The organism is Sulfuriferula sp. GW1, from assembly GCF_047300855.1.
In the GTDB taxonomy this organism is placed as follows: domain Bacteria; phylum Pseudomonadota; class Gammaproteobacteria; order Burkholderiales; family Sulfuriferulaceae; genus Sulfuriferula.
The window spans coordinates 370555-388391 of the sequence record NZ_CP170197.1; the positions used below are offsets into that span (position 1 = coordinate 370555).

The window sequence follows — 17837 nt, forward strand, 5'->3', positions numbered from 1 at the left end:
ATTCAATCCATATAGTCGACAAAATTTATCGAGCCGATAGCGCACCATAGATATCGAGAATATTTTTGGCGTGTGCCTGTATGGAGAAGCGTCGTTGTGCGGCCTCGACCGAGTTTCTACTAAAATTTTCCCACCGTTCTCTGTCGTCGATCAGCTCAAGTGCGGCCCGGGAAAATCCGACGTAATCGCCCACTTCTACCAGCGAACCGGTTTTTCCGTCGTCAATAATTTCAGGGATGCCGCCATCGCGGCTGGCGACCACAGGCCGACCGCAGGCCATAGCCTCGATGACCACCCGGCCAAAGGGTTCGAATTGGGAGGGTACAACCAGCACATGCAATTGCCGCATGATGTCCGGTATATCCGCCCGATGGCCCTGAAAGCGCACATAAAGAGCGATGCCCAACTCCTTGGCTAGCGTTTCCAGCACGGCGCGTCGGCCGGAACCCTCGGTGTCGTCTCCTACGATTAAAAATTCCAGATCCTGTCGCGTCTTCAACATCTCCGCTGCCATACGCAGGAAATCCTCATGGCGCTTGAAAGGCGCGAAATTCGCGACAATGCCGATTCGATAAGGCGGCCCTCCAGGCCAAGGTGCCGGGGTGAAACTGGCCAGGTCAACGGCGTTGTGCACCGTATATGGGCGGCTGTGTGGAGCGTACTTGACTACATCCGGCCACAGCTTGTCCTGCATGGCCTGGCTATTGAAGATGAAAGCAGCTGGCTTGGGCAGGCCGCGCAACACCCACCGCGCCCCTTCGGGCTCGACCGGGAAGCGCACATGGGTAATGCAGGGAATGCCCAGGCTGCCGGCGGCCAGGGCAAAGGAGCGGCTCAGGTCGAAGCCGTTGGCGTGGATCAGTGTCGGATTCACTTTCCGCATAATGCGCCGCCAGGCCAAGGTAGTCTGTGCTGCTTCCATCGGCCGGCGCCAGTCGAGCAGACGGAAAGGAAAGATGGTGTGCGGTATGCCCATATCTACCAAGGCATCCGTGAATTGCCCGTCGCCGGGGACCACCACATGAGCCTGCCAGCCTTGTTCCGGAATCTGGGCGAGCAGTGAGAGCAGGCTCTTGCCGCCACCGCCTAGCTTGGCCAGATGTTTACGGCCGGGTTGGGGGCTATTGTTAATAAACAGGCAGGTAGGAAGCTTGTTGGCCATGGTTATCCGTGTAATGCATAGAGGGAATCAGGCAGAGTCGATTGGCTGAATAGGGCATTGTATTGATCTTCGTCAGCCGCTCGGTCAGGGGAGGTTTCGATCAAGCCATTTGGGGTGATTTTGTACATCCGGTATCCCAGGCTGCAGAGTGAATTACTGAGTCCCTGTGCGCTGTGTCCAAAAGGCTTCAGATACTGGTCGGTGATCTCGATGATCAGGTATGGATGGTGTTGAGCCAGCAGCTTGCCCATTCCTTCAATCGCGAGTTGCTCTGCGCCTTCAACGTCGATCTTTATCAGCTTGACCGATGGGACTTTGTCAGTCAGATCGTCCAATGGCATTGTGGGCACCTGCAGGATGGCGGATGCCTCATCGATCTGCCGCATACTGGATATTCCTTTGTGGCCCTGTGGCCCCTCGTAGAAGGTGACTTCGCCAACAGTATTGGACAAGGCTACACCATGCAGGGTTACATTTTCCATCTCATTCAGGGCGATATTTTCCGTGACCCGGCTGCGCATGGATGGTAATGGTTCAAACGACAGGACTTGGCCTGTTGGGCCAACCCGGCGGGAAGCCAGGAGAGTAAAAAAACCAGAATTGGCGCCCACATCGATGAAGGTATCTCCAGGACTCAGCAACGTAGAGATTACGTGAGCAGTTGGAGGTTCGTATACCCCTGTGAGATAGACGTACTGTCCCAACCAGTCACCCAGATCCGCTTTGTATCGGAACCCGTAATGGGTATTGACTATACGCTCACCCATGAGAGAACCGTCTTTGCGCAACATTGGCAAGAAGTGATTGAGTAGCCGCCAACGCCCGAAATCGAATGTGCTGGAGCGAAGATAAAAAGAGGCAAAGGCGAGCATCAGTTTATGGAATGAATTCATCCTGTTTCCCTTTTCGTTATTCGAATTTAGCTTGAGTGTCGTCGCATGCCATCATGGGATCGGCACTTAACCAGCGAGACAGACGTAGCCAAAGTGCGCTTACTTCATCCGGGTATAGTGCACTAACGTCCTGGGTACAGCCCGGATCAGCCTCCACGTCGAAAAGCTTAAGAAGCCATCCAGCCTGCAAAGGTTGATAAACCAGCTTCCAGCGACCTGTACGAATCATCCGATCCTTGGCGTGGATGACCAGTTTTTCGTATCCGGGCTTGAGCGAGATGGTGCCAGTGGTTTTGTTGCGCACTGTGAGCAGTTCCAGAAGATTGGGATAGCGCAAGTGCCCGGGCGGCGTTCCCGGCAGGTCCGTTAGCCATACACCGGTCTCGCTGAACACGTCCGGTGCCACGCAGGCCACCGGATTCTGGAGATAAGGCACCAGGGACACGCCATCCGTCCCTCGCTCACGTGTGATGCCGCACAGTTCCTCCAGCGTGGGCATGAGATCGATGCTGCGAACGGGATCGCGGACAATGCCTGTGTGTGCTACACCCGGACCGCAGATCAGCAGGGGGATGCGGTTGGAGACTTCGCTGATGACGGAATTGCCCTGTCCCCAAGTGTCATGCTCGAAGAACTCCATGCCGTGGTCGGCGTAGATGACCACCAGGGTGTTCTCCGTCAATCCACACTGTTCCATGTGCGCTATCAGGTGCTTTACCTCGTCGTCGAAGCGTGTCACGCAACCGTCGTAAAGATTGATGATCTGATCCAGGTCGAACTCCTCCTTGGGCGCACCCTGGCGGCGGATGATCTCAAACGGGTCGGTCAGGCGAGCCATGACGAACTTGGATTCGCCCGCATAGCCGGGATCGGCGTATCGGGTGTAGTAGGGATATTCGGAACCGAAGGGGCCGTGGGTGGTAGAAAAGAAAAGGTTGAGGAAGAATGGCTGGTCGCGCCGGGTCAGGTCATTGATGAGGCGGCGGGCATCCCGACCCAGCTCATCGGTTAACGGTACCCCGCCAAGATAATATATCTCCGGCAGGAATCGCTTGCCGAACCGGTTGCGGGCGAACAGGGAAAGAAACAGCCGCAGGTCCTTCGGGCCCTGGCGCAGGAAGTACTTGATGTTCCACTGGTCGGCGGGGACATCGACGTGATCGAAGCCCAGGGTGAATTTACCCATGTCAGCGCCGCACCAGTCGGACAGTGCGGCAGTGTAATAGCCTTGATCACCCAGGATCGTGGCCAGGCTCTCCACCTGCAGACGAGTTTGTTCGTCGGTGACGTAGTTGTCGCGCACTCCAGTTTCGTGGGGCCAGCGGCCCGTGAGCATGGATAACAAACTGGGAGCAGTGCGCGCGCAGGGTACATAACAGTGGTTGAACAGTACGCCCTTGTTGACCAGTTCGCGTAGATAGGGAGCTACTTCGCGAGTGTAACTCCCATCCAGACGGTCGGAGCGCAAGGTATCCGACCCGATCATGATGATATTGGGCGCGCCAGAGCGCGGCGTAGTCGGCGCGGTTCCGGGCTCGGGGTCGCGTAGCCAAAGCCCGATCAGGCCATAGGTCAGCAGGAATGCGAACAAGGCCAACCCGGGTAGCAAGTGCCCCTGGCTCAGCAGTATGGCTCCCGCTCCGAACACAAACCCCGCCGGCAGAGCCAGAAGTAGAAAGGTGACTATACGCAGTCGGACCGGTGTGAGACGCTGCCAATAGGGATAGAGGCGGCTCAGGCGGTAGTTGTAGGAGGTACTGATATTGGCTGGCAGCCAGAGCAGGTGACGGCTGAATTGCAACGCTCCCAGCAATAGCATGGAAACCAGACCCGCCACGGTGGCCTGGAGTACGCTGCCTGTTGTCAGCCCCGCGAATGCAGTGGCCGCATAGACCAGCACGCCCACCCCTGCCAGCGGCAGGGATACGACGAAGGCGTAGGCCACCAGGCGCAGGAGGGCGAAAAGGGCATAGCGCCGGTAATGGGTTCGGATAACAGACGGCATACGCGGGCCGGTGACGCTGAAATTGGCGATGGATTTCACCCCTATGGCAAGGGTGACCAATCCGGCCGCCAGTGAACAGGCTGCAAGTGCGATCAAGCTGAGGTCTTGAGCGTAGCTGACTGCGAGGGCAAAACCGGCCATCAGGGACAGCGCCATGCCGCTCAGGAAATCCGTGTCCCGACGTTTGTCCCCTGTCCGGCAGGCGAGACGTGGCCCGGCCCGGCGCACACCGGCAATCTCCCCAAGCATGGCGGCTGTACGTACCACGTAGAAACGACGACTTGCGTGGCTCAGGGTGAAAACGCTGTTCCACAAATAGCCGCCCAGTTTGCGCCACATGTATAAAGGCACACCCGTGCGGCTGGCCTGATGGGGAACCAGGCTGCGGGAGCGATGGAAAGCCTTGCGCAATACATAGCCGAAGCGCAGCCGTTCAGGGTCCACGTAGTGGTACTGCACCACCCCGGGTACATACATGAGTTGCTCCCCTTTTTCCAGGGCGGACTGGACGAATACGCTATCCTCCCCACCCCCTAGGTCATGACCCCGAGGTCCCAGGTCTGTGGGAAAGTGCCCCACCCGATCAAAAACCGCGCCACGCAGGAACAGGTTGCCGCCACCCGGTGTGGGATCGTCAAGGGTCAATTGCCGAGGCTCGGGGCCGCCGTCACTGCGCGGGATGGGGAGAGGACGGATTTTGTATGGCCCCTCATCGTGCACCCAGGTCGGTTCGCTGCCGTCCCAGTCTGGCAGGATGCGGCCGCAGAACATGGTGGCGTCCGGATAGGTTTCTGCCGCCCAGCATATTTCCACGAGATAGGCACTGTCCACGCGGTGGTCGTCGTCCACAAAAGTCACCACGTCGCTGTCTTTGACATGAGAGATAGCGGTGTTCAGGGCATACGATTTTCCGGGTCGGACCTCGGCTAGCCAGGCCAGCGGTAGCCTGGACGAATCCTGAAGCCCGGATTGACGTTCCCTTTCCAGCAGCTCATGGGTGGAATCTGTGCAGGCATTGGCCATCACCAAAATATTTAGCTGCCAATTCCGCGGTCGCGCTGCTGACTGGAGTGAGGCCAGCACTCGGGCTAGAAGATCGGCGCGATCGTGCGTGCAGATGAGGACAGTGAGTTTCATAGGCCAGGTTAACGTGCGCTCACGATGATGAACGGCGCCGAGTAGGGAGTTTGAGATACATCCACAATGTGTGAGTCAAAAGCAGTCTTCGCGGCAGCAAACATTGAAGGCGCCAGTGCAGTTGCTCTTTCCTGAGATGGTGTCTTAGGACTGCATGGCTTCCCGCCGCACCCAGGTTTTCCGCGAGGTGCTGCAGCGTGATGAAGCGCGGGTTGTTTCAGCCAGCGCAGGGTTTCCCGGAACGCCGCTAGGGATAGCTTGCCCGGGTTGCCTGCGTATTCGAGGAAGTCGTGATGGTGCATGATGGCCACAACAGTAGATGACAGGCAGCGATGGCGGAGAGCCTCTGCATATGCCTGGCGCAACTGATGGATATCGCAGGTGCGTGGAACAAAGCAACAGGGGGAGAATTGACGCTGTGGGGTGGTGGCCACGCAGCTGGACAAGTATTCGTAACCTCTGGCTGCAAGGTGGCGTAAGGTGGTGTTGTCATAGGTATTCCAAGGAGGAATGAAGCCTCGAATGGGCTGACCGAATGTTTGCGCCAACTGGTCATGGCCTTCGTCGATACGACGGTATTGCTCTTCGGCAGGGACGTCCCAGAACTCGCTGGGCGAGCCTTTGGGTGTGGTAGTCAGGTGTTCGTGCGCATATCCGTGTTGAGCCACCTCGATGATGCCCTTGGCGTGGGCCGCAACGAGGTGGGATACATTGTCTCTGGTCAAAGGAACGAGGCCACCCGTGTCGATTCCGAAAGGCACTACCCCAACCGTGACAGGAATATCCAGCTCGCCCAAAATAGTAAATATTTCACGTTCCAAAGCATGGTCGGTGGTTGGGGATGGATCATCGAAACGCAAGACGATATTAATAGTGGCTCGACTCATTTTTTTGGCCTCCCAGCGGTTGTCTTATGCCGCAGATCATACCCCAGGCATGGGCGGCGTTCATCGCCTGGCGCAATGCGGTGGGGTGCCGCGCCACCATCATCGCCAAGGTTTTGCCCGTGTGTTTAAGCGCCTGGATCAGCATGAAGGGTGGAATGCCGAACCAGGTGCGAGCGTAATCCAGCGTTTCGAATTGCCCGACTTTACGCCCCGCCAGCCAGTGCAGGCGCAAAAAATAGCGGCGTCGCAGTTTCGTGGCATCCACCCTGTGGGTGATGGCCATATCCGGACGGTAGCGCATGCGTGCTCCGGCGGCCAGCAGGGTGCGGAACATGGCAGCATCTTCCCCGCCGCCGAGACCATCGCCGGCCCGATTGTAGCGTGCATCGAAGCGCACACTCAGGCGCTCGAACAAGGCGCGCCGGTAGGCGATATTGCCGCTCCATAGCGGGGTTGCGGCGGTTTCTATCCAGAGCGGGTTGGCACCATAGTCAAGCGCCCCCAGAAAACCAAGCACATCATCCTTAAGCCAGTGCGGGCGTGAGTGCACAGTGAAATCCACGGTGATACGGCCACCGACACAATCGGCGCCTTCGCGGCTTAACGCATCCAGCGCGGCGCTGATAAAACCCTGTTCGGGCAACTCATCGTCGTCGATGAACACCAGATACTCGCTGGCAAGCGTTTCGGCGATAGCGCGATTACGTGCATGGACGATGCCCTGGCGGGTTTCGTGTACCCAGCGCAGCATTGCGCCGGGTAGCGCCGCCTGTTGTTGTAATACATCCTGTGTGGCGTCGCTGCTATTGTTGTCTATTACCAGGATATCGAAAAGCAGCGGGCACTGTTGCGCGCGTAATGCGCCGATGAGCCCGGGCAGCAACGCACTGCGGTTATAGGTGCAGATCGCGATGGTGACCGGCGCAGGTGGCGTACCTGTTCCCTGGCACGATTCAGGGTTTTCCATTGCGCTGTCCCATCAATCGTTCAAACAGTCGAAGCGCTGTCGCGTGCCAGGACAAAGGTAACCAGGATGGCAGCATATATAACCATTTGCGCGGTGCACCGTAGCCATGCCGCATGACAGTGCGAAAAATGCGTCGTGCCCCATCAAGGTCACGCGCCCAGTAGCACTCGAAACCGTGCTGCATTAGTGTGCCATGCGAGAGTATCGCGGCCTGGCCGCTGCCGATCTGGCTAATGGCTTGTGGATGGCTGGCGATAAATTCGCGTTGGGCGCGCCACAGTTGCAGTGCGGCGCGTGCATGATTGGCGGATGCCTGCGCCGCACCGTGGAAGTGATAAAACGCCAACACCTCGGCAACGCGCGCAATCGGCGCAACCGTGGCCACTTGCAGCCACAAAGCATAATCCTCAGCGTTGGTGTAAAGCGGATTAAAGCCGCCCGCAGCCACAATCGCGTCGCGCCGCGTGAGCGCAGCATGAATCGGCCAGCGGCAACCGCCCAGCAGCGCTTCCAATTTGGCAGGGGTTTCGTAATCGGGGGGAATAAAGGGCTCACCGCGAGGTCCAGGCAGTCCAATATTCTGCCAGCCGCAGTAAGCCAGCACCGCGTCAGGGCGGCCTTGCAGCGAGGCAAACAGCTTTGCTAGAAAAGTTGGCGCCCAGGTGTCATCCGCATCCAGAAAAGCGACATACTGCCCGCGCGCAAGTGCGAGCCCGGCATTACGGGCAGCGCTGACGCCCTGGTTGGATTGAGTGTGGACACGTATGCGCGGGTCCTTCTGAGCCTGTAACAAAGTTAGCGTGTCGTCGCTGGAGCCGTCATCTATCGCGATCAGCTCCCAATCGGTAAAGGTCTGGGATAGCACACTGCCCACGCTTTGCGGCAGGTGAGGCGCAGCGTTGTAACAAGGCATGATGATGGAAACGCCCGGATTCACGCGATCTATGGACGCATTCTGGATGTCAGCCGCTGCATGGCGTAACGCGCGACGGCGGGCCAGGAAACCTCATGGCTGCCGAAATAAAGCTTGCGCGCCAGACTGCCAGCCGTATCCGTATTGAACACGGTCAAACGGCGCAGCAGATACGGGTCATCATCGCGTAAAGCCCAGCCGGTACGTGTAGTACAAGCGGCGCGATAGCCGCTCTCGCGCACCGCACTTGCGCAGCGCGCGTCCCAGGCACCGTAGGGATAAGCGAAACTGGATATCTCGCTGCCCAGGGCATCTTCCAGGGCAGCCTTGGAATCATTCAGCTCCGCACTCAGGAGCTTGTCGTCAGCTTGTGTCAGGCGCACATGATTGGCCGTGTGTGAGCCCACCTCCATGCCGCTCGCCTGCATGGTACGCAGTTCGGCGGCATTCAGAAGACGGCCAGCCGGGCGTCCGTCTGTCGGCCAGCTGGGTTCCCGTCCCACAGAACCGGAAACCATGAACCAGGTAGCGCGCATGCCGCGTTTTTGCAGCTCTTCCCAGGCTGCGAGGTTGTCCACGTAACCATCATCGAACGTGATGACAGCCGTGCGGCCTGTCCATTTTTCCGGTGCGGCGACCAACTCCGCCATGGTGGGGGTCGCCCAACCTGTCTCGGCGAGAAAATCGAGCTGGTCCCGGAATCGCTGCATGGAAACCGCCCAGGGCCAGTTCGGGCGGCCGCCCCCCCCTGTGACCGAGTGGTACATCAGCATCACCGGACCATGCTGGCCGGCGCTACGATGAAGGTAATTGGAAAATGGATCGATCATTGCTGGATATTATTCATTTTAAATTACCGGCCCATTGCAACAACTTGGTTTTCAAGCGGCTTCCCACGGTGGGGCGATAACTTGATTTCGCCGCTCTGTCATGCGCTTCACGAATCTCTTTCAACAAACCGAATGCGAAACCGGCCGCAGCAGCTTTCCCTCCGGTACGTGGTTGGTTCAGTATGCCTTCGGCGATATCGAGAAATCCCTGGGCGTAGGCCCGTGCCGAATACTTCTTCGACACGCTCTCCCTACCATTTTCGCCCAGTCTTTTTGCCAGGGCGCCATCCTGCAAAACGCGTAATACCGCTTGCGCACAGGCTGCTTCATCCCCCAATGGTACCAGCAGGCCATCCACTTCGTGCTCGATGCATTCGCGCAAGCCTACGCAATCCATTGCAACAACGGGTTTATTCAATGACATGGCCTCCAGCGCAGCCAATCCTTGTCCCTCGAATATCGCGGTGGAAAGGAACATGTCACTCTGTGCCAGCAGGGCAGGGACATCGTTTCTTGCGCCCAGTACGAACACCCGTTCAACCAGCCCCAGTTCATCGATCTGCCTGTCCAATGCATCCGCCAGCGCTTTGGATTCGGCTGGCCCGATGATGACAAAACAAACGACTGGATGGGTATTGGCCACCAGCCTGGCTACCCGTACGAATGTGGCAAAGTCTTTTTGCGCCGAGATGCGGCCCACTCCCGACACGATCGGAGTATTTGCAGGCAATCCCAACTCCTCGCGGATCAGCTTGCCTGGCTGATTGCCTGGCTGACTCGCGCGGAAATCCAGATCTTCAACATCGATCCCGTTGTATAGCATGCTGACTTTCTCCGCCGGCAAGTATTGTAACAAGCTGGCACGTACGTCATCCGAGACCGCAATCACATGATCGCCCAGGTCGCCCAGCAACCAAGCGTAAGCTTTAGGGTCCATGAACCCGGCATAGCGATCAAGGTCGATTTCGAAGGGGGAGTGAATATGCCAGACTGCGGGCACGTTTGCCTTGCAGGCAGCGATGACCCCGTCGATCAGATGGCCGGTATTCAGGTGGATGAGGTCAAACTCGTCCTCGCGCAACCAGCTTTCAATCATCTCCGCGCGGGTGGCTGCAAGAGCCAGGTAGGCCAATTCGGCAGACCTGCTTGGCCCAGTACAACATCTCAAAGGTGCAACCCGGTAGGGAATGCCTAACTCATCTAGTGTCCGCGTGACATCTCCCCTGTCCGGGACCATGGCACTTACATTCATTCCGAGTTGGCGCAAGGCACGTAACAAGGTCAGCGTTGTGCGGTCTACTCCGTTAACCAGGTTTGAATGATGAAAAACGTGCAGGATTTTCATTTTCCCAGCCTTATGGTCTTGCGTGTTTTGGTATAGATGCGCAGCAACTGGCGCCCAGATTTATAAACGCTGGCGGCCAGAGGACTGCGTTTGTGCAAAGCATCGATCGCCACCGCAGGGTCATGCGCGAGCAGATGCCTGTATACCGGATGCAAAATCGGAACATGGGAAAACCGGACAGCAAACCCGGCAATCAGCGCAGCGTTCCCGGGGTGGACGCAGAGCATGTTTTCCGCCAACCCGGTATCAAGTTCACGGACTCGTTCCAGACCCTGATCGGCAGGCAGTTGCGGCCATGCGTCCGGAGCGGGAATGCTACCCAGGCCCGTATCCAGATACCAGGTTACCAGACGCCGCACCAGAACATCCATGATGTTGCTGGAGAGTCCAATTTTGGAAGCGAACTCGATATTGCGCAGCGGCAGTATGTGCGGCTCGGCACAGGTCAGCAGGCCGCGGGCGATGGCCCAGGCAGTCGCCCGCCCCGTTTCTGCCATGACGACCGGCAGCCTGCCGATCAATTCGCGCCGGAATACCATACAACTCAGGTTGCCGCGGTCTTTGCCCAGCAAGGTTTGCCTGGCCCAGCGCGGTTCCGGGCTGGGGTCCTTGACGGGGTTGCCGCTGGCATCAAGAGCATCCTGGTAATACAGATCCGAAGCTGCGTAGACCAGCGAGCAATTCGTGTCCGCCCGCAATGCGGCCATGCTGCCAGCCAGAAATTCGGAGTGATGGCGGCACCCTGCCGCCATGCACGCGATGGACTCGCCGCGCGTAACGGAGAGCGCTTGTTGCCAGGCGAAAGCCGTCTCGCTGGCTTTAGGCAAAACGCGCAGTCCACTATGCCGCAGTGAAGCCGGTAAATCCACAGTTGCGCCATCCGTGGAAAAAACAATCATCTCGGCATTGTCCGGTAACGCATCCAGGCCGGACTGGATGCGAACCAGGAGTTCAGGGTCATCCGCCTGCGTAGGGACGAGCAAGCTAAGCTCAAGCGTAGCGGGGGATGTCGGGGTAGGGCGCACCGATTTATCCTGGTCGATTCTTGCGCAGCCTGCCTTGCCAAGAACCAGTTGCCCCAGCCAGGGCAAATCACTCGATTTCAATAAACCGGCCAGCCGTTGCGCATTCCCCTGTTCGTTGTGCAACCAGTCTACGCAAACCGCTTCAAGATCAGGAATTTCGCCGCGTGCGGCAAGTTCCCGCCAGCGACGCAGCGCTGGACTGAGTGGAGGATCAGGTAACAGCTGTGCCACTTTTTCATCAAACCAGCTTCCGGAGGGGAAAGCCCTCACTAACGCAAGCGCAACCTGGTTGGCGCGTTGGGCATCTTGTGCCGCCATCGCTGAGAAGACGCTTGCCCGGATGCGAATGCAGTCTTCCGTTTGCGCGCGCGCATTGCCATGCGTAGCGCCGCTCGGGTTAAAGCGCCAGCGGGTCAGCAGCTTGGGCAGGTTGGTCATGCGATGCCCGGCGAGCAGCAGTTTGGAAAACAACCCGTAGTCCATGCAACCCTGTTTGACGGTAGTGTCGTAACCGCCACAGCCTAGCATGGCTTCCTTGCGTGCCATGATGGTAGGGTGATGCAGGGCGAAATAAGCGAACATAAGGGTAAACAGGCTATCCGGGTCGGTGGGCTGACGGTCTATGCCGAGAATTTCGCCTTGGGTATTCATGGTGAACCATTGGCTGCCCACGGCTGCGATGTCCGCATGCCGATCCAGATAATCCGCCTGCAAAGCAAGGCGTTCGGGTTCCATCGCATCATCGCTGTCGAGGATCGCCACATAAGGCGCGCGAGCCAGCCGCAATGCCTGATTGGTGGCGCTACCGATACCCTGATTCTCCTGCCGGTGAACCGTCACGCGCGCATCCTGTGCGGCGTAGCGCGCCATAATTTCAGGTGAGTGATCTGTGCTGCCGTCGTCGACCAGGATGAGTTCCAGATCAGGCATGGTCTGCGCCAGCACGCTGTCGATGGCTTCGCCAATATAGGCCGCACAGTTATAGGCGGCCATCAGCACGCTGACGCGTGGTGTCCGGTGCGGCGAGTCAGCTGCGTCAGCGTGCGGCTTCATCCCGCTTCTCTATGAGCTTCTTTCTGATAGCGGGAGGGCAATCGCCAAAGCGCCGCCGCAGGTAGTCCGTAACGCCGTAAAATTGCGCCTGATAATAAGGCTGATGTCTCCGCCGGTTTATTTCCCGTGCATAGCGTGTGGTTTCCCAATAGAGGCGCTGGGCGAATCCATGTTTACCTCGTTCACCTAGCGAAAAGGCGGGGAATAGTTGCCGGAGAATTTTTTGCGCAACCTGTACGCGCTCGCGCAGGGGAAGATGCCTTCGCGCCCAAAGCAATTCGTTGCGGGTCATGAAATACTTCCACAATGGCGATTCTGAGCCCCCGAACGATACCGATACCTTATGCCACAATTTGGCACCCGGCACTGAATAGGAAAGATACCCGGCCTTCCTCGCCCGATAACACCAGTCCATCTCTTCAAAGTTGAGAAAAAACGCTTCTTCCATCACCCCTATGTTTTGAATCATGGCGACACGGCAGAACAAAGCGCAGCCAATGACATAATCCACCTCAAATGGCTGGGTAGAGGACACTGCTGAATCACGTTCATCCTTGCCAATAAACATGATCTCCGTGGTGCTTCTATCCCATTTTCCGCCTAAGGCCCAAATGGTATCCGGCCTTGAATAATAATAACTCTTGGCACCGAAGATGCCCGCTGTCGAGCAAACGGAGGCAGCGCCAACAAAAGCAGCTAAAATGCCCGGGTCCACGATCGTGTCATTGTTAAGTAACAAAATGAACTCGGCCTGTTCGTTCATTGCATACATTATTCCGGCGTTATTGCCACCGGCGTAACCAAGATTTTTCCCTGTTTCAAGCAGGTTTATGTCGGGAAATGCCCGCCGGATTTCTGCTACCGATTCATCGCTAGAGCCGTTGTCGATGACCAATACGCGAAAGTTCGGATAGTTGATTTGTTGCACTGATTGCAGGCACTCAATCGTATCCTTCCACCCGTTCCAGTTCAGGATGAGGATCGATACTAAGGGTATGTGCGTTGGAACTCTAGTCACGACATTCGGCATTCAAAACAAACAAATTAGGGGCCACTAAACAGATTCGAAGCATTGGTTTTCCGTGGAATGTTTCATATATTTGGTGCTGCCTGGAAGAAAATTTTCGAGCGGATAAAAGTGCCGGTGAAACCATACGAATGAAAATGTCGCCCACCCCGTTGTTGACATCGACAGACATTACTTATGGGATGCCTTATCCACTTTTCGCATAAGCATTTTTTGGATTGGCCACGGAACAATTCTTTCATACCAGATACTCATTTTTTTAATTAAGGAATTTGGGCCCACCAAGTAAGCATTGATGATCCTGCGACGTGCGGATCTATGTGTAAATGCCCAAAATAATTTCCAATAACGCGAACTCCGTCCCTTGCTTTCAAGAATCTCGGCGAGATATAGCGCCGTTTTAAGAATGTCAGAATAGCAATCGAGTTTACTGAAAGCGCTGGCCGTTAAGATTCTGAGGTCAAACGAGGCTCTTAACATCCGTGTAGATTCTTTAGTCATGCTGAGTGCATGGAGACGGACAAGGGCAAACGTTCGAGGATAGTCGGAAAATTCAAAGGCCACTCCTGCGCTGGCGCAGCGTATCCAATATTCCCAGTCCTCAAGTGCTTCCAAATTTTCGTTCCATGAACCGATACGTTCCATAACACTCCGTCGCAGCAAGGCACAATTGACAGCCATGATGTTTTCTTGCGCGAGTTTTGATAGCAGATTGCCATTTGCTGTCCATAACTTTGGTATCCATGGGCTTGCATCTTCTTCAAGGAGGGGGCTAACAGCTCGTTCCCAGGGCGCGCCCGTTTTGAAATAACGCACATCGCCATAGACGATCCCTATTTCAGGCCTGCGCTGCAGAAACTCAACCTGATAGCGTAGCTTGTCGGATTCCAGAACATCGTCCGAATCAAGGAACTGCAAGAAGTCCCCGCGGGATTCTGCCACACCCGAGTTTCTCGCGCCGGACAGGCCTCGGTTTTCCTGCTCGATGTACCGTATTCGTGGTTCTGTCTCGGAAAGTTTTAACGCCACTTCGCGTGTATTGTCGGGGGAGCCATCATTGACGATGATAGCCTCCCAGTTAGGATAGGTCTGGGCTTGCAAACTGGCGATACAGTCCGGCAGGAAACGGGCCTGGTTGAAGCAGGGGATGATGACGGAGACTGTTGAGTTCATGGGCCGATATCTGCGACGGACTCTGGGAGAAGGTCATTCTCATAGCTACGCCCTTGCAATCTCCATTTCGTTGGTATCTTTAGGGTTAGCCAGCCAGATTCATGTCTATCGCCTTTGCCTTCTCTGACTGAGAACATTTTTAATGTTTCTCCCTGAAATAGAGGACGAGCGAATTCATCAAAAAATATGAGCCTAATGCAATAGGTTCCGCCAACAAGAGGAAACGAATCAACCAGGTACTCAATTTCATGTTCACCTGGCATGTAATCAGGTCTGTCTTCAAAGTCGGCGGTCGACGCCGCTGTCAGATATACGAAATCCGTGGTGTGCGTTCCTACTACTATTTCCGGTTTTTTTACAAAGCGATCTAGCTGAAAACGCACCCGAATTCTCAGCGGTTCTCCAGAACCAAGTGTCTCTGTCGGGCAGCCATTTGCATCCAATATTTCTATACCAAGCAATTTAAAATCATCAGTAGCATTGTAAATGGCGGCGGCCAAACGCTGCTTCTCTAGAGCGTAATGATGTACTTTGTCATTACTATTTTGATAATAAAGATCACAAACTTTCCCGGGTTGTCCATCCGTAATGATCTTGCCATTGCTCAAGAGAATACATCTAGTACATAAGCGCTCAACTTGCCGAATATTGTGACTCACTAACAATACGGTCTTTCCCTGCCGCTTGATCAAATCCTCCATCCGGTCAAAGCACTTGCGTTGAAACGCCAGATCGCCCACCGCCAGCACTTCATCGACGATAAGAATGTCCGATTCCACGCTGGTGGCGATAGAAAATCCCAGCCGCACCTGCATGCCTGACGAATAGCGTTTGATCGGCGTGTCGATGAATTCTTCCAGTTCGGCGAAGGCGACGATGTCATCGAACTTGCGATTTATTTCTGCTTTGGAGATGCCGAGGATGGCGCCGTTGAGGTAGATGTTTTCGCGCCCGGTGAGATCGCCCACCAGACCGGCACCGACTTCGATCAGCGGCGCCACCTTGCCTTTGACGATGACGCTGCCGCTGGAGGGTTTGGAAATGTTGGCCAGCAGCTTGAGCATGGTGCTCTTTCCGGCGCCGTTGTGGCCGATGATGCCGACGACTTCGCCCTGTTCGATGCTGAAGTTGACGTCGTCCAGCGCCTTGAATGGGGCGCGCACCTCCATCGGCTGGCCAGTGAGCCGCCGCCACTGGTTGAGCGCGGTGGTTTTCAGGCTGTGCAACTGGCCAAGCTGGTATTCCTTGGTGACGTGGTTGACTTCGATGATGCTCATAGCGGTTAGTGATTAGCGAATAGGGGTTAGTGGGCGGCGGGGCTGATTCCCCTGTTCGATTTTCATGCTGCTTTGTACTGTCTGACGTCCAACTCGACGCCGGCGTCCGGTGTCTCATCCGTGTGTTCAAGCAGGTGCCTGACGACGGTATCATCTATGTATTCTTCACCGCAGTTTGAACAGACTTGGGCGGGCACGTGCTTGAATGCCATAGTGGCTTGTCCGCGTTCAAGTGTAGCAGTGGCGAATCCTTCGCGGGTTGCTCCCCGGTTGCGGATAACGCACTTCATATTAGCTTCCTCCAGCATTTCAGGCCGTTCGCAAGGCGACCAACAGTGTTCGCATAGGTCGCGTGAAATGCGACAACCGGTCATACACTTGCAATGCCTCCTTGGCATGGTAAGTATGTGACATCCGGTTTCTGGCTTCCAGCATTTCCAGCCAGAGCGGTTCATCATCAATCCAGCTTTGTGCAAAGGCTGTTTTCAAACAGGATCTGGGCGATCCACCCGCTTCCAGGCCGGCCTGTTCAGCAAGAATTTTGACTGACTTCCATGCGAGTTCAAACGTGAACTCGAAATACTGGATGCAACCCGCCTTGATCAGGTCACTTTCCGGCACCACTTGCATGGCGGCTTCAAACTGCTCAAGCGCAGCAGCGAAATCGTCAATGATCCAGCTTTCACTCATAGATCACCTCTGCATTTTTCAGTGCTTGCGAACGGAACCGCTCGCTGACCCGAGCGAAGTCAACCCAGTCTATGCGGTACAAGGTTGGCAATTCGTCGAGCATGTCCTGGATGGCAAAAAAATCCGCCAGCGGCAGCGGCGTGTCGCCAACGACACCAAGATCAAAATCGGAACGCGACTTGGCCTTGCCTTGAGCGCGAGAACCGAACAGGACAACCTGGTGGCCGCCCAGACGGTTTGTATTGGCGCGCATGGTGGCGACAAGCATCGCCCGGATTTCCTGCTCTCGCGCGTCTGTCGTTTGCTTATCGATATTGGTCATGAGGGTCAAATTTTCACAATCCCTATCTCTATAGACTCGCTGCCTCTAAATCACGTCCGCGAAATACGATTCCGCCCGCTTGAAGAAGGCGTAGCTCAAGGGCAGCAGGATGGCAATCAGGATCATGCCTGGAATCATAGCCGTTATGTCGGGCGCTTCATTTCTCAATACCACGCTCTGAAACGCGTCGATGATGCCAGCCAGAGGGTTCAGGGTGTACAGGGTATAGAGCGCGTGCGACCACTCCCCGGCCGCCTGATGCACCAGCAGTTTTTCTTTCACCAGCTGCAGAGGATAGATCACCGGCGAGGCGTACATGAGCAGGGACAGCAGCACCGGCAACGCGGTGCCGACGTCACGGTAATAGACATTGATGGCCGCGCCAACGAAAGCAACTGTCAAAGCCGCCAGCAGGGTGTAGAGAATAATGAGCGGCACCCAAAGCATATAGATGCTGGGCATCATCTGATACCAGACCATGAGCCCGGCGAGGATAAAGAAGTTGATACCCAGTTCCACCAGCTTGGTGACGACTGCGGTGAGCGGGAAGATCTCGCGCGGGAAATAGATTTTCTTGATCAGGTTGGCATTGCCCACGACGCTGGTCACGCCTTCCGATGCGGATTCCTGAAAAAAGGTCCACGGCATCAGCGCGGCGAAGGTCAGGATAGGGTAGGGAATATCGCCGCTGTCGATGCCGACGAAACTCTTGACCAAGGTGAAGATCAGCATCAGCGTGAGAGGCTTGACGATGGCCCAGGCGATACCCAGATACGCCTGCTTGTAGCGCACGGTGATGTTTTTCCATGCCAGCGCGGCCAGCAGTTCGCGATAACCGTACAGGCTTTTTGCAACTTGAATCATATGGAGTGGCTCGAAATTAGTGGCGATTTGGTCGCGTTTATTGTAATCAATGATTATGACGGTGAATTATCGTCGCCTGTTCATTATGTTGGCAATCTTATGCATAAAGCAAACGCTATGCCTGCCGGCTGTGCTCATTATGCAAGTAAGCGCGTCACTGCCGCCGCATCTTTTCTGCGGCGATGCCATGGGATAGAGGGGTCGGCACGCCAAAACCAGCCTTGAGGTGGGATCGGCTACAATATCCGATCAGATTGAGAACTCGAC

General features: G+C 56.0%; 16 protein-coding genes. All 16 read right to left on the reverse strand.

Features of this window, described 5'->3' with window-relative positions; all coding sequences use genetic code 11:
* Positions 1–25: 25 nt before the first annotated feature.
* The gene (locus tag ACFDAU_RS01800) at positions 26–1162 is read right to left on the reverse strand and encodes a glycosyltransferase family 4 protein (protein ID WP_413438370.1); all 1137 of its coding nucleotides are present in this window, start codon (positions 1160–1162) and stop codon (positions 26–28) included.
* Between the two features lie 2 nt (positions 1163–1164).
* On the reverse strand, positions 1165–2055 hold the full coding sequence (locus ACFDAU_RS01805; RefSeq protein ID WP_413438371.1) for an FkbM family methyltransferase: 891 nt from the start codon (positions 2053–2055) through the stop codon (positions 1165–1167).
* Positions 2056–2071: 16 nt separating this feature from the next.
* A complete protein-coding gene (locus ACFDAU_RS01810; RefSeq protein ID WP_413438372.1) occupies positions 2072–5197 on the reverse strand; it encodes a sulfatase-like hydrolase/transferase in 3126 nt (1041 codons plus the stop codon).
* Positions 5198–5205: 8 nt separating this feature from the next.
* Positions 5206–6084, reverse strand: a complete 879-nt coding sequence (locus ACFDAU_RS01815) for a DUF2334 domain-containing protein (RefSeq protein ID WP_413438373.1) — start codon at positions 6082–6084, stop codon at positions 5206–5208.
* Complete coding sequence (locus ACFDAU_RS01820) at positions 6065–7051, reverse strand: glycosyltransferase family 2 protein (protein WP_413438374.1); 987 nt, start codon at positions 7049–7051, stop codon at positions 6065–6067. The genes ACFDAU_RS01815 and ACFDAU_RS01820 overlap by 20 nt, the downstream gene beginning before the upstream one ends.
* On the reverse strand, positions 7038–7988 hold the full coding sequence (locus tag ACFDAU_RS01825) for a glycosyltransferase family 2 protein (RefSeq protein WP_413438375.1): 951 nt from the start codon (positions 7986–7988) through the stop codon (positions 7038–7040). Before ACFDAU_RS01825 ends, ACFDAU_RS01820 begins: the two co-directional genes overlap by 14 nt.
* 5 nt (positions 7989–7993) lie before the next feature.
* Positions 7994–8794 (reverse strand): polysaccharide deacetylase family protein, encoded by an 801-nt coding sequence (locus ACFDAU_RS01830; protein ID WP_413438376.1) that lies wholly within the window; start codon positions 8792–8794, stop codon positions 7994–7996.
* A gap of 13 nt (positions 8795–8807) precedes the next feature.
* Positions 8808–10139: a glycosyltransferase gene (locus ACFDAU_RS01835; RefSeq protein WP_413438377.1), complete on the reverse strand. Its 1332-nt coding sequence runs from the start codon at positions 10137–10139 to the stop codon at positions 8808–8810.
* The gene (locus tag ACFDAU_RS01840) at positions 10136–12217 is read right to left on the reverse strand and encodes a glycosyltransferase (protein ID WP_413438378.1); all 2082 of its coding nucleotides are present in this window, start codon (positions 12215–12217) and stop codon (positions 10136–10138) included. Before ACFDAU_RS01840 ends, ACFDAU_RS01835 begins: the two co-directional genes overlap by 4 nt.
* Positions 12201–13247, reverse strand: a complete 1047-nt coding sequence (locus tag ACFDAU_RS01845) for a glycosyltransferase family 2 protein (RefSeq protein ID WP_413438379.1) — start codon at positions 13245–13247, stop codon at positions 12201–12203. Before ACFDAU_RS01845 ends, ACFDAU_RS01840 begins: the two co-directional genes overlap by 17 nt.
* A 168-nt stretch (positions 13248–13415) precedes the next feature.
* On the reverse strand, positions 13416–14417 hold the full coding sequence (locus tag ACFDAU_RS01850; RefSeq protein ID WP_413438380.1) for a glycosyltransferase family 2 protein: 1002 nt from the start codon (positions 14415–14417) through the stop codon (positions 13416–13418).
* Positions 14414–15694 (reverse strand): ABC transporter ATP-binding protein, encoded by a 1281-nt coding sequence (locus ACFDAU_RS01855; RefSeq protein ID WP_413438381.1) that lies wholly within the window; start codon positions 15692–15694, stop codon positions 14414–14416. Before ACFDAU_RS01855 ends, ACFDAU_RS01850 begins: the two co-directional genes overlap by 4 nt.
* A gap of 62 nt (positions 15695–15756) precedes the next feature.
* Positions 15757–16092, reverse strand: coding sequence for a type II toxin-antitoxin system MqsA family antitoxin (locus ACFDAU_RS01860; RefSeq protein ID WP_413439483.1), 336 nt, complete (start codon positions 16090–16092; stop codon positions 15757–15759).
* Entirely contained in the window at positions 16004–16384 is a 381-nt protein-coding gene (locus tag ACFDAU_RS01865) for an HI0074 family nucleotidyltransferase substrate-binding subunit (RefSeq protein WP_413438382.1), read from the reverse strand. Before ACFDAU_RS01865 ends, ACFDAU_RS01860 begins: the two co-directional genes overlap by 89 nt.
* Positions 16377–16706: a nucleotidyltransferase family protein gene (locus tag ACFDAU_RS01870; RefSeq protein ID WP_413438383.1), complete on the reverse strand. Its 330-nt coding sequence runs from the start codon at positions 16704–16706 to the stop codon at positions 16377–16379. Before ACFDAU_RS01870 ends, ACFDAU_RS01865 begins: the two co-directional genes overlap by 8 nt.
* A gap of 45 nt (positions 16707–16751) precedes the next feature.
* A complete protein-coding gene (locus ACFDAU_RS01875; RefSeq protein ID WP_413438384.1) occupies positions 16752–17570 on the reverse strand; it encodes an ABC transporter permease in 819 nt (272 codons plus the stop codon).
* Positions 17571–17837 lie beyond the last annotated feature (267 nt).

Bases quoted from the DNA above. Each gene is read 5' to 3' on its own strand.
- ACFDAU_RS01835 (WP_413438377.1), bottom strand. From the start codon at position 10,139: ATGAAAATCCTGCACGTTTTTCATCATTCAAACCTGGTTAACGGAGTA.
- ACFDAU_RS01805 (WP_413438371.1), bottom strand. From the start codon at position 2,055: ATGAATTCATTCCATAAACTGATGCTCGCCTTTGCCTCTTTTTATCTT.
- ACFDAU_RS01850 (WP_413438380.1), bottom strand. From the start codon at position 14,417: ATGAACTCAACAGTCTCCGTCATCATCCCCTGCTTCAACCAGGCCCGT.
- ACFDAU_RS01820 (WP_413438374.1), bottom strand. From the start codon at position 7,051: ATGGAAAACCCTGAATCGTGCCAGGGAACAGGTACGCCACCTGCGCCG.
- ACFDAU_RS01830 (WP_413438376.1), bottom strand. From the start codon at position 8,794: ATGATCGATCCATTTTCCAATTACCTTCATCGTAGCGCCGGCCAGCAT.
- ACFDAU_RS01845 (WP_413438379.1), bottom strand. From the start codon at position 13,247: ATGCCGAATGTCGTGACTAGAGTTCCAACGCACATACCCTTAGTATCG.
- ACFDAU_RS01870 (WP_413438383.1), bottom strand. From the start codon at position 16,706: ATGACCAATATCGATAAGCAAACGACAGACGCGCGAGAGCAGGAAATC.
- ACFDAU_RS01875 (WP_413438384.1), bottom strand. From the start codon at position 17,570: ATGATTCAAGTTGCAAAAAGCCTGTACGGTTATCGCGAACTGCTGGCC.
- ACFDAU_RS01860 (WP_413439483.1), bottom strand. From the start codon at position 16,092: ATGCCAAGGAGGCATTGCAAGTGTATGACCGGTTGTCGCATTTCACGC.
- ACFDAU_RS01865 (WP_413438382.1), bottom strand. From the start codon at position 16,384: ATGAGTGAAAGCTGGATCATTGACGATTTCGCTGCTGCGCTTGAGCAG.
- ACFDAU_RS01855 (WP_413438381.1), bottom strand. From the start codon at position 15,694: ATGAGCATCATCGAAGTCAACCACGTCACCAAGGAATACCAGCTTGGC.
- ACFDAU_RS01815 (WP_413438373.1), bottom strand. From the start codon at position 6,084: ATGAGTCGAGCCACTATTAATATCGTCTTGCGTTTCGATGATCCATCC.
- ACFDAU_RS01810 (WP_413438372.1), bottom strand. From the start codon at position 5,197: ATGAAACTCACTGTCCTCATCTGCACGCACGATCGCGCCGATCTTCTA.
- ACFDAU_RS01840 (WP_413438378.1), bottom strand. From the start codon at position 12,217: ATGAAGCCGCACGCTGACGCAGCTGACTCGCCGCACCGGACACCACGC.
- ACFDAU_RS01800 (WP_413438370.1), bottom strand. From the start codon at position 1,162: ATGGCCAACAAGCTTCCTACCTGCCTGTTTATTAACAATAGCCCCCAA.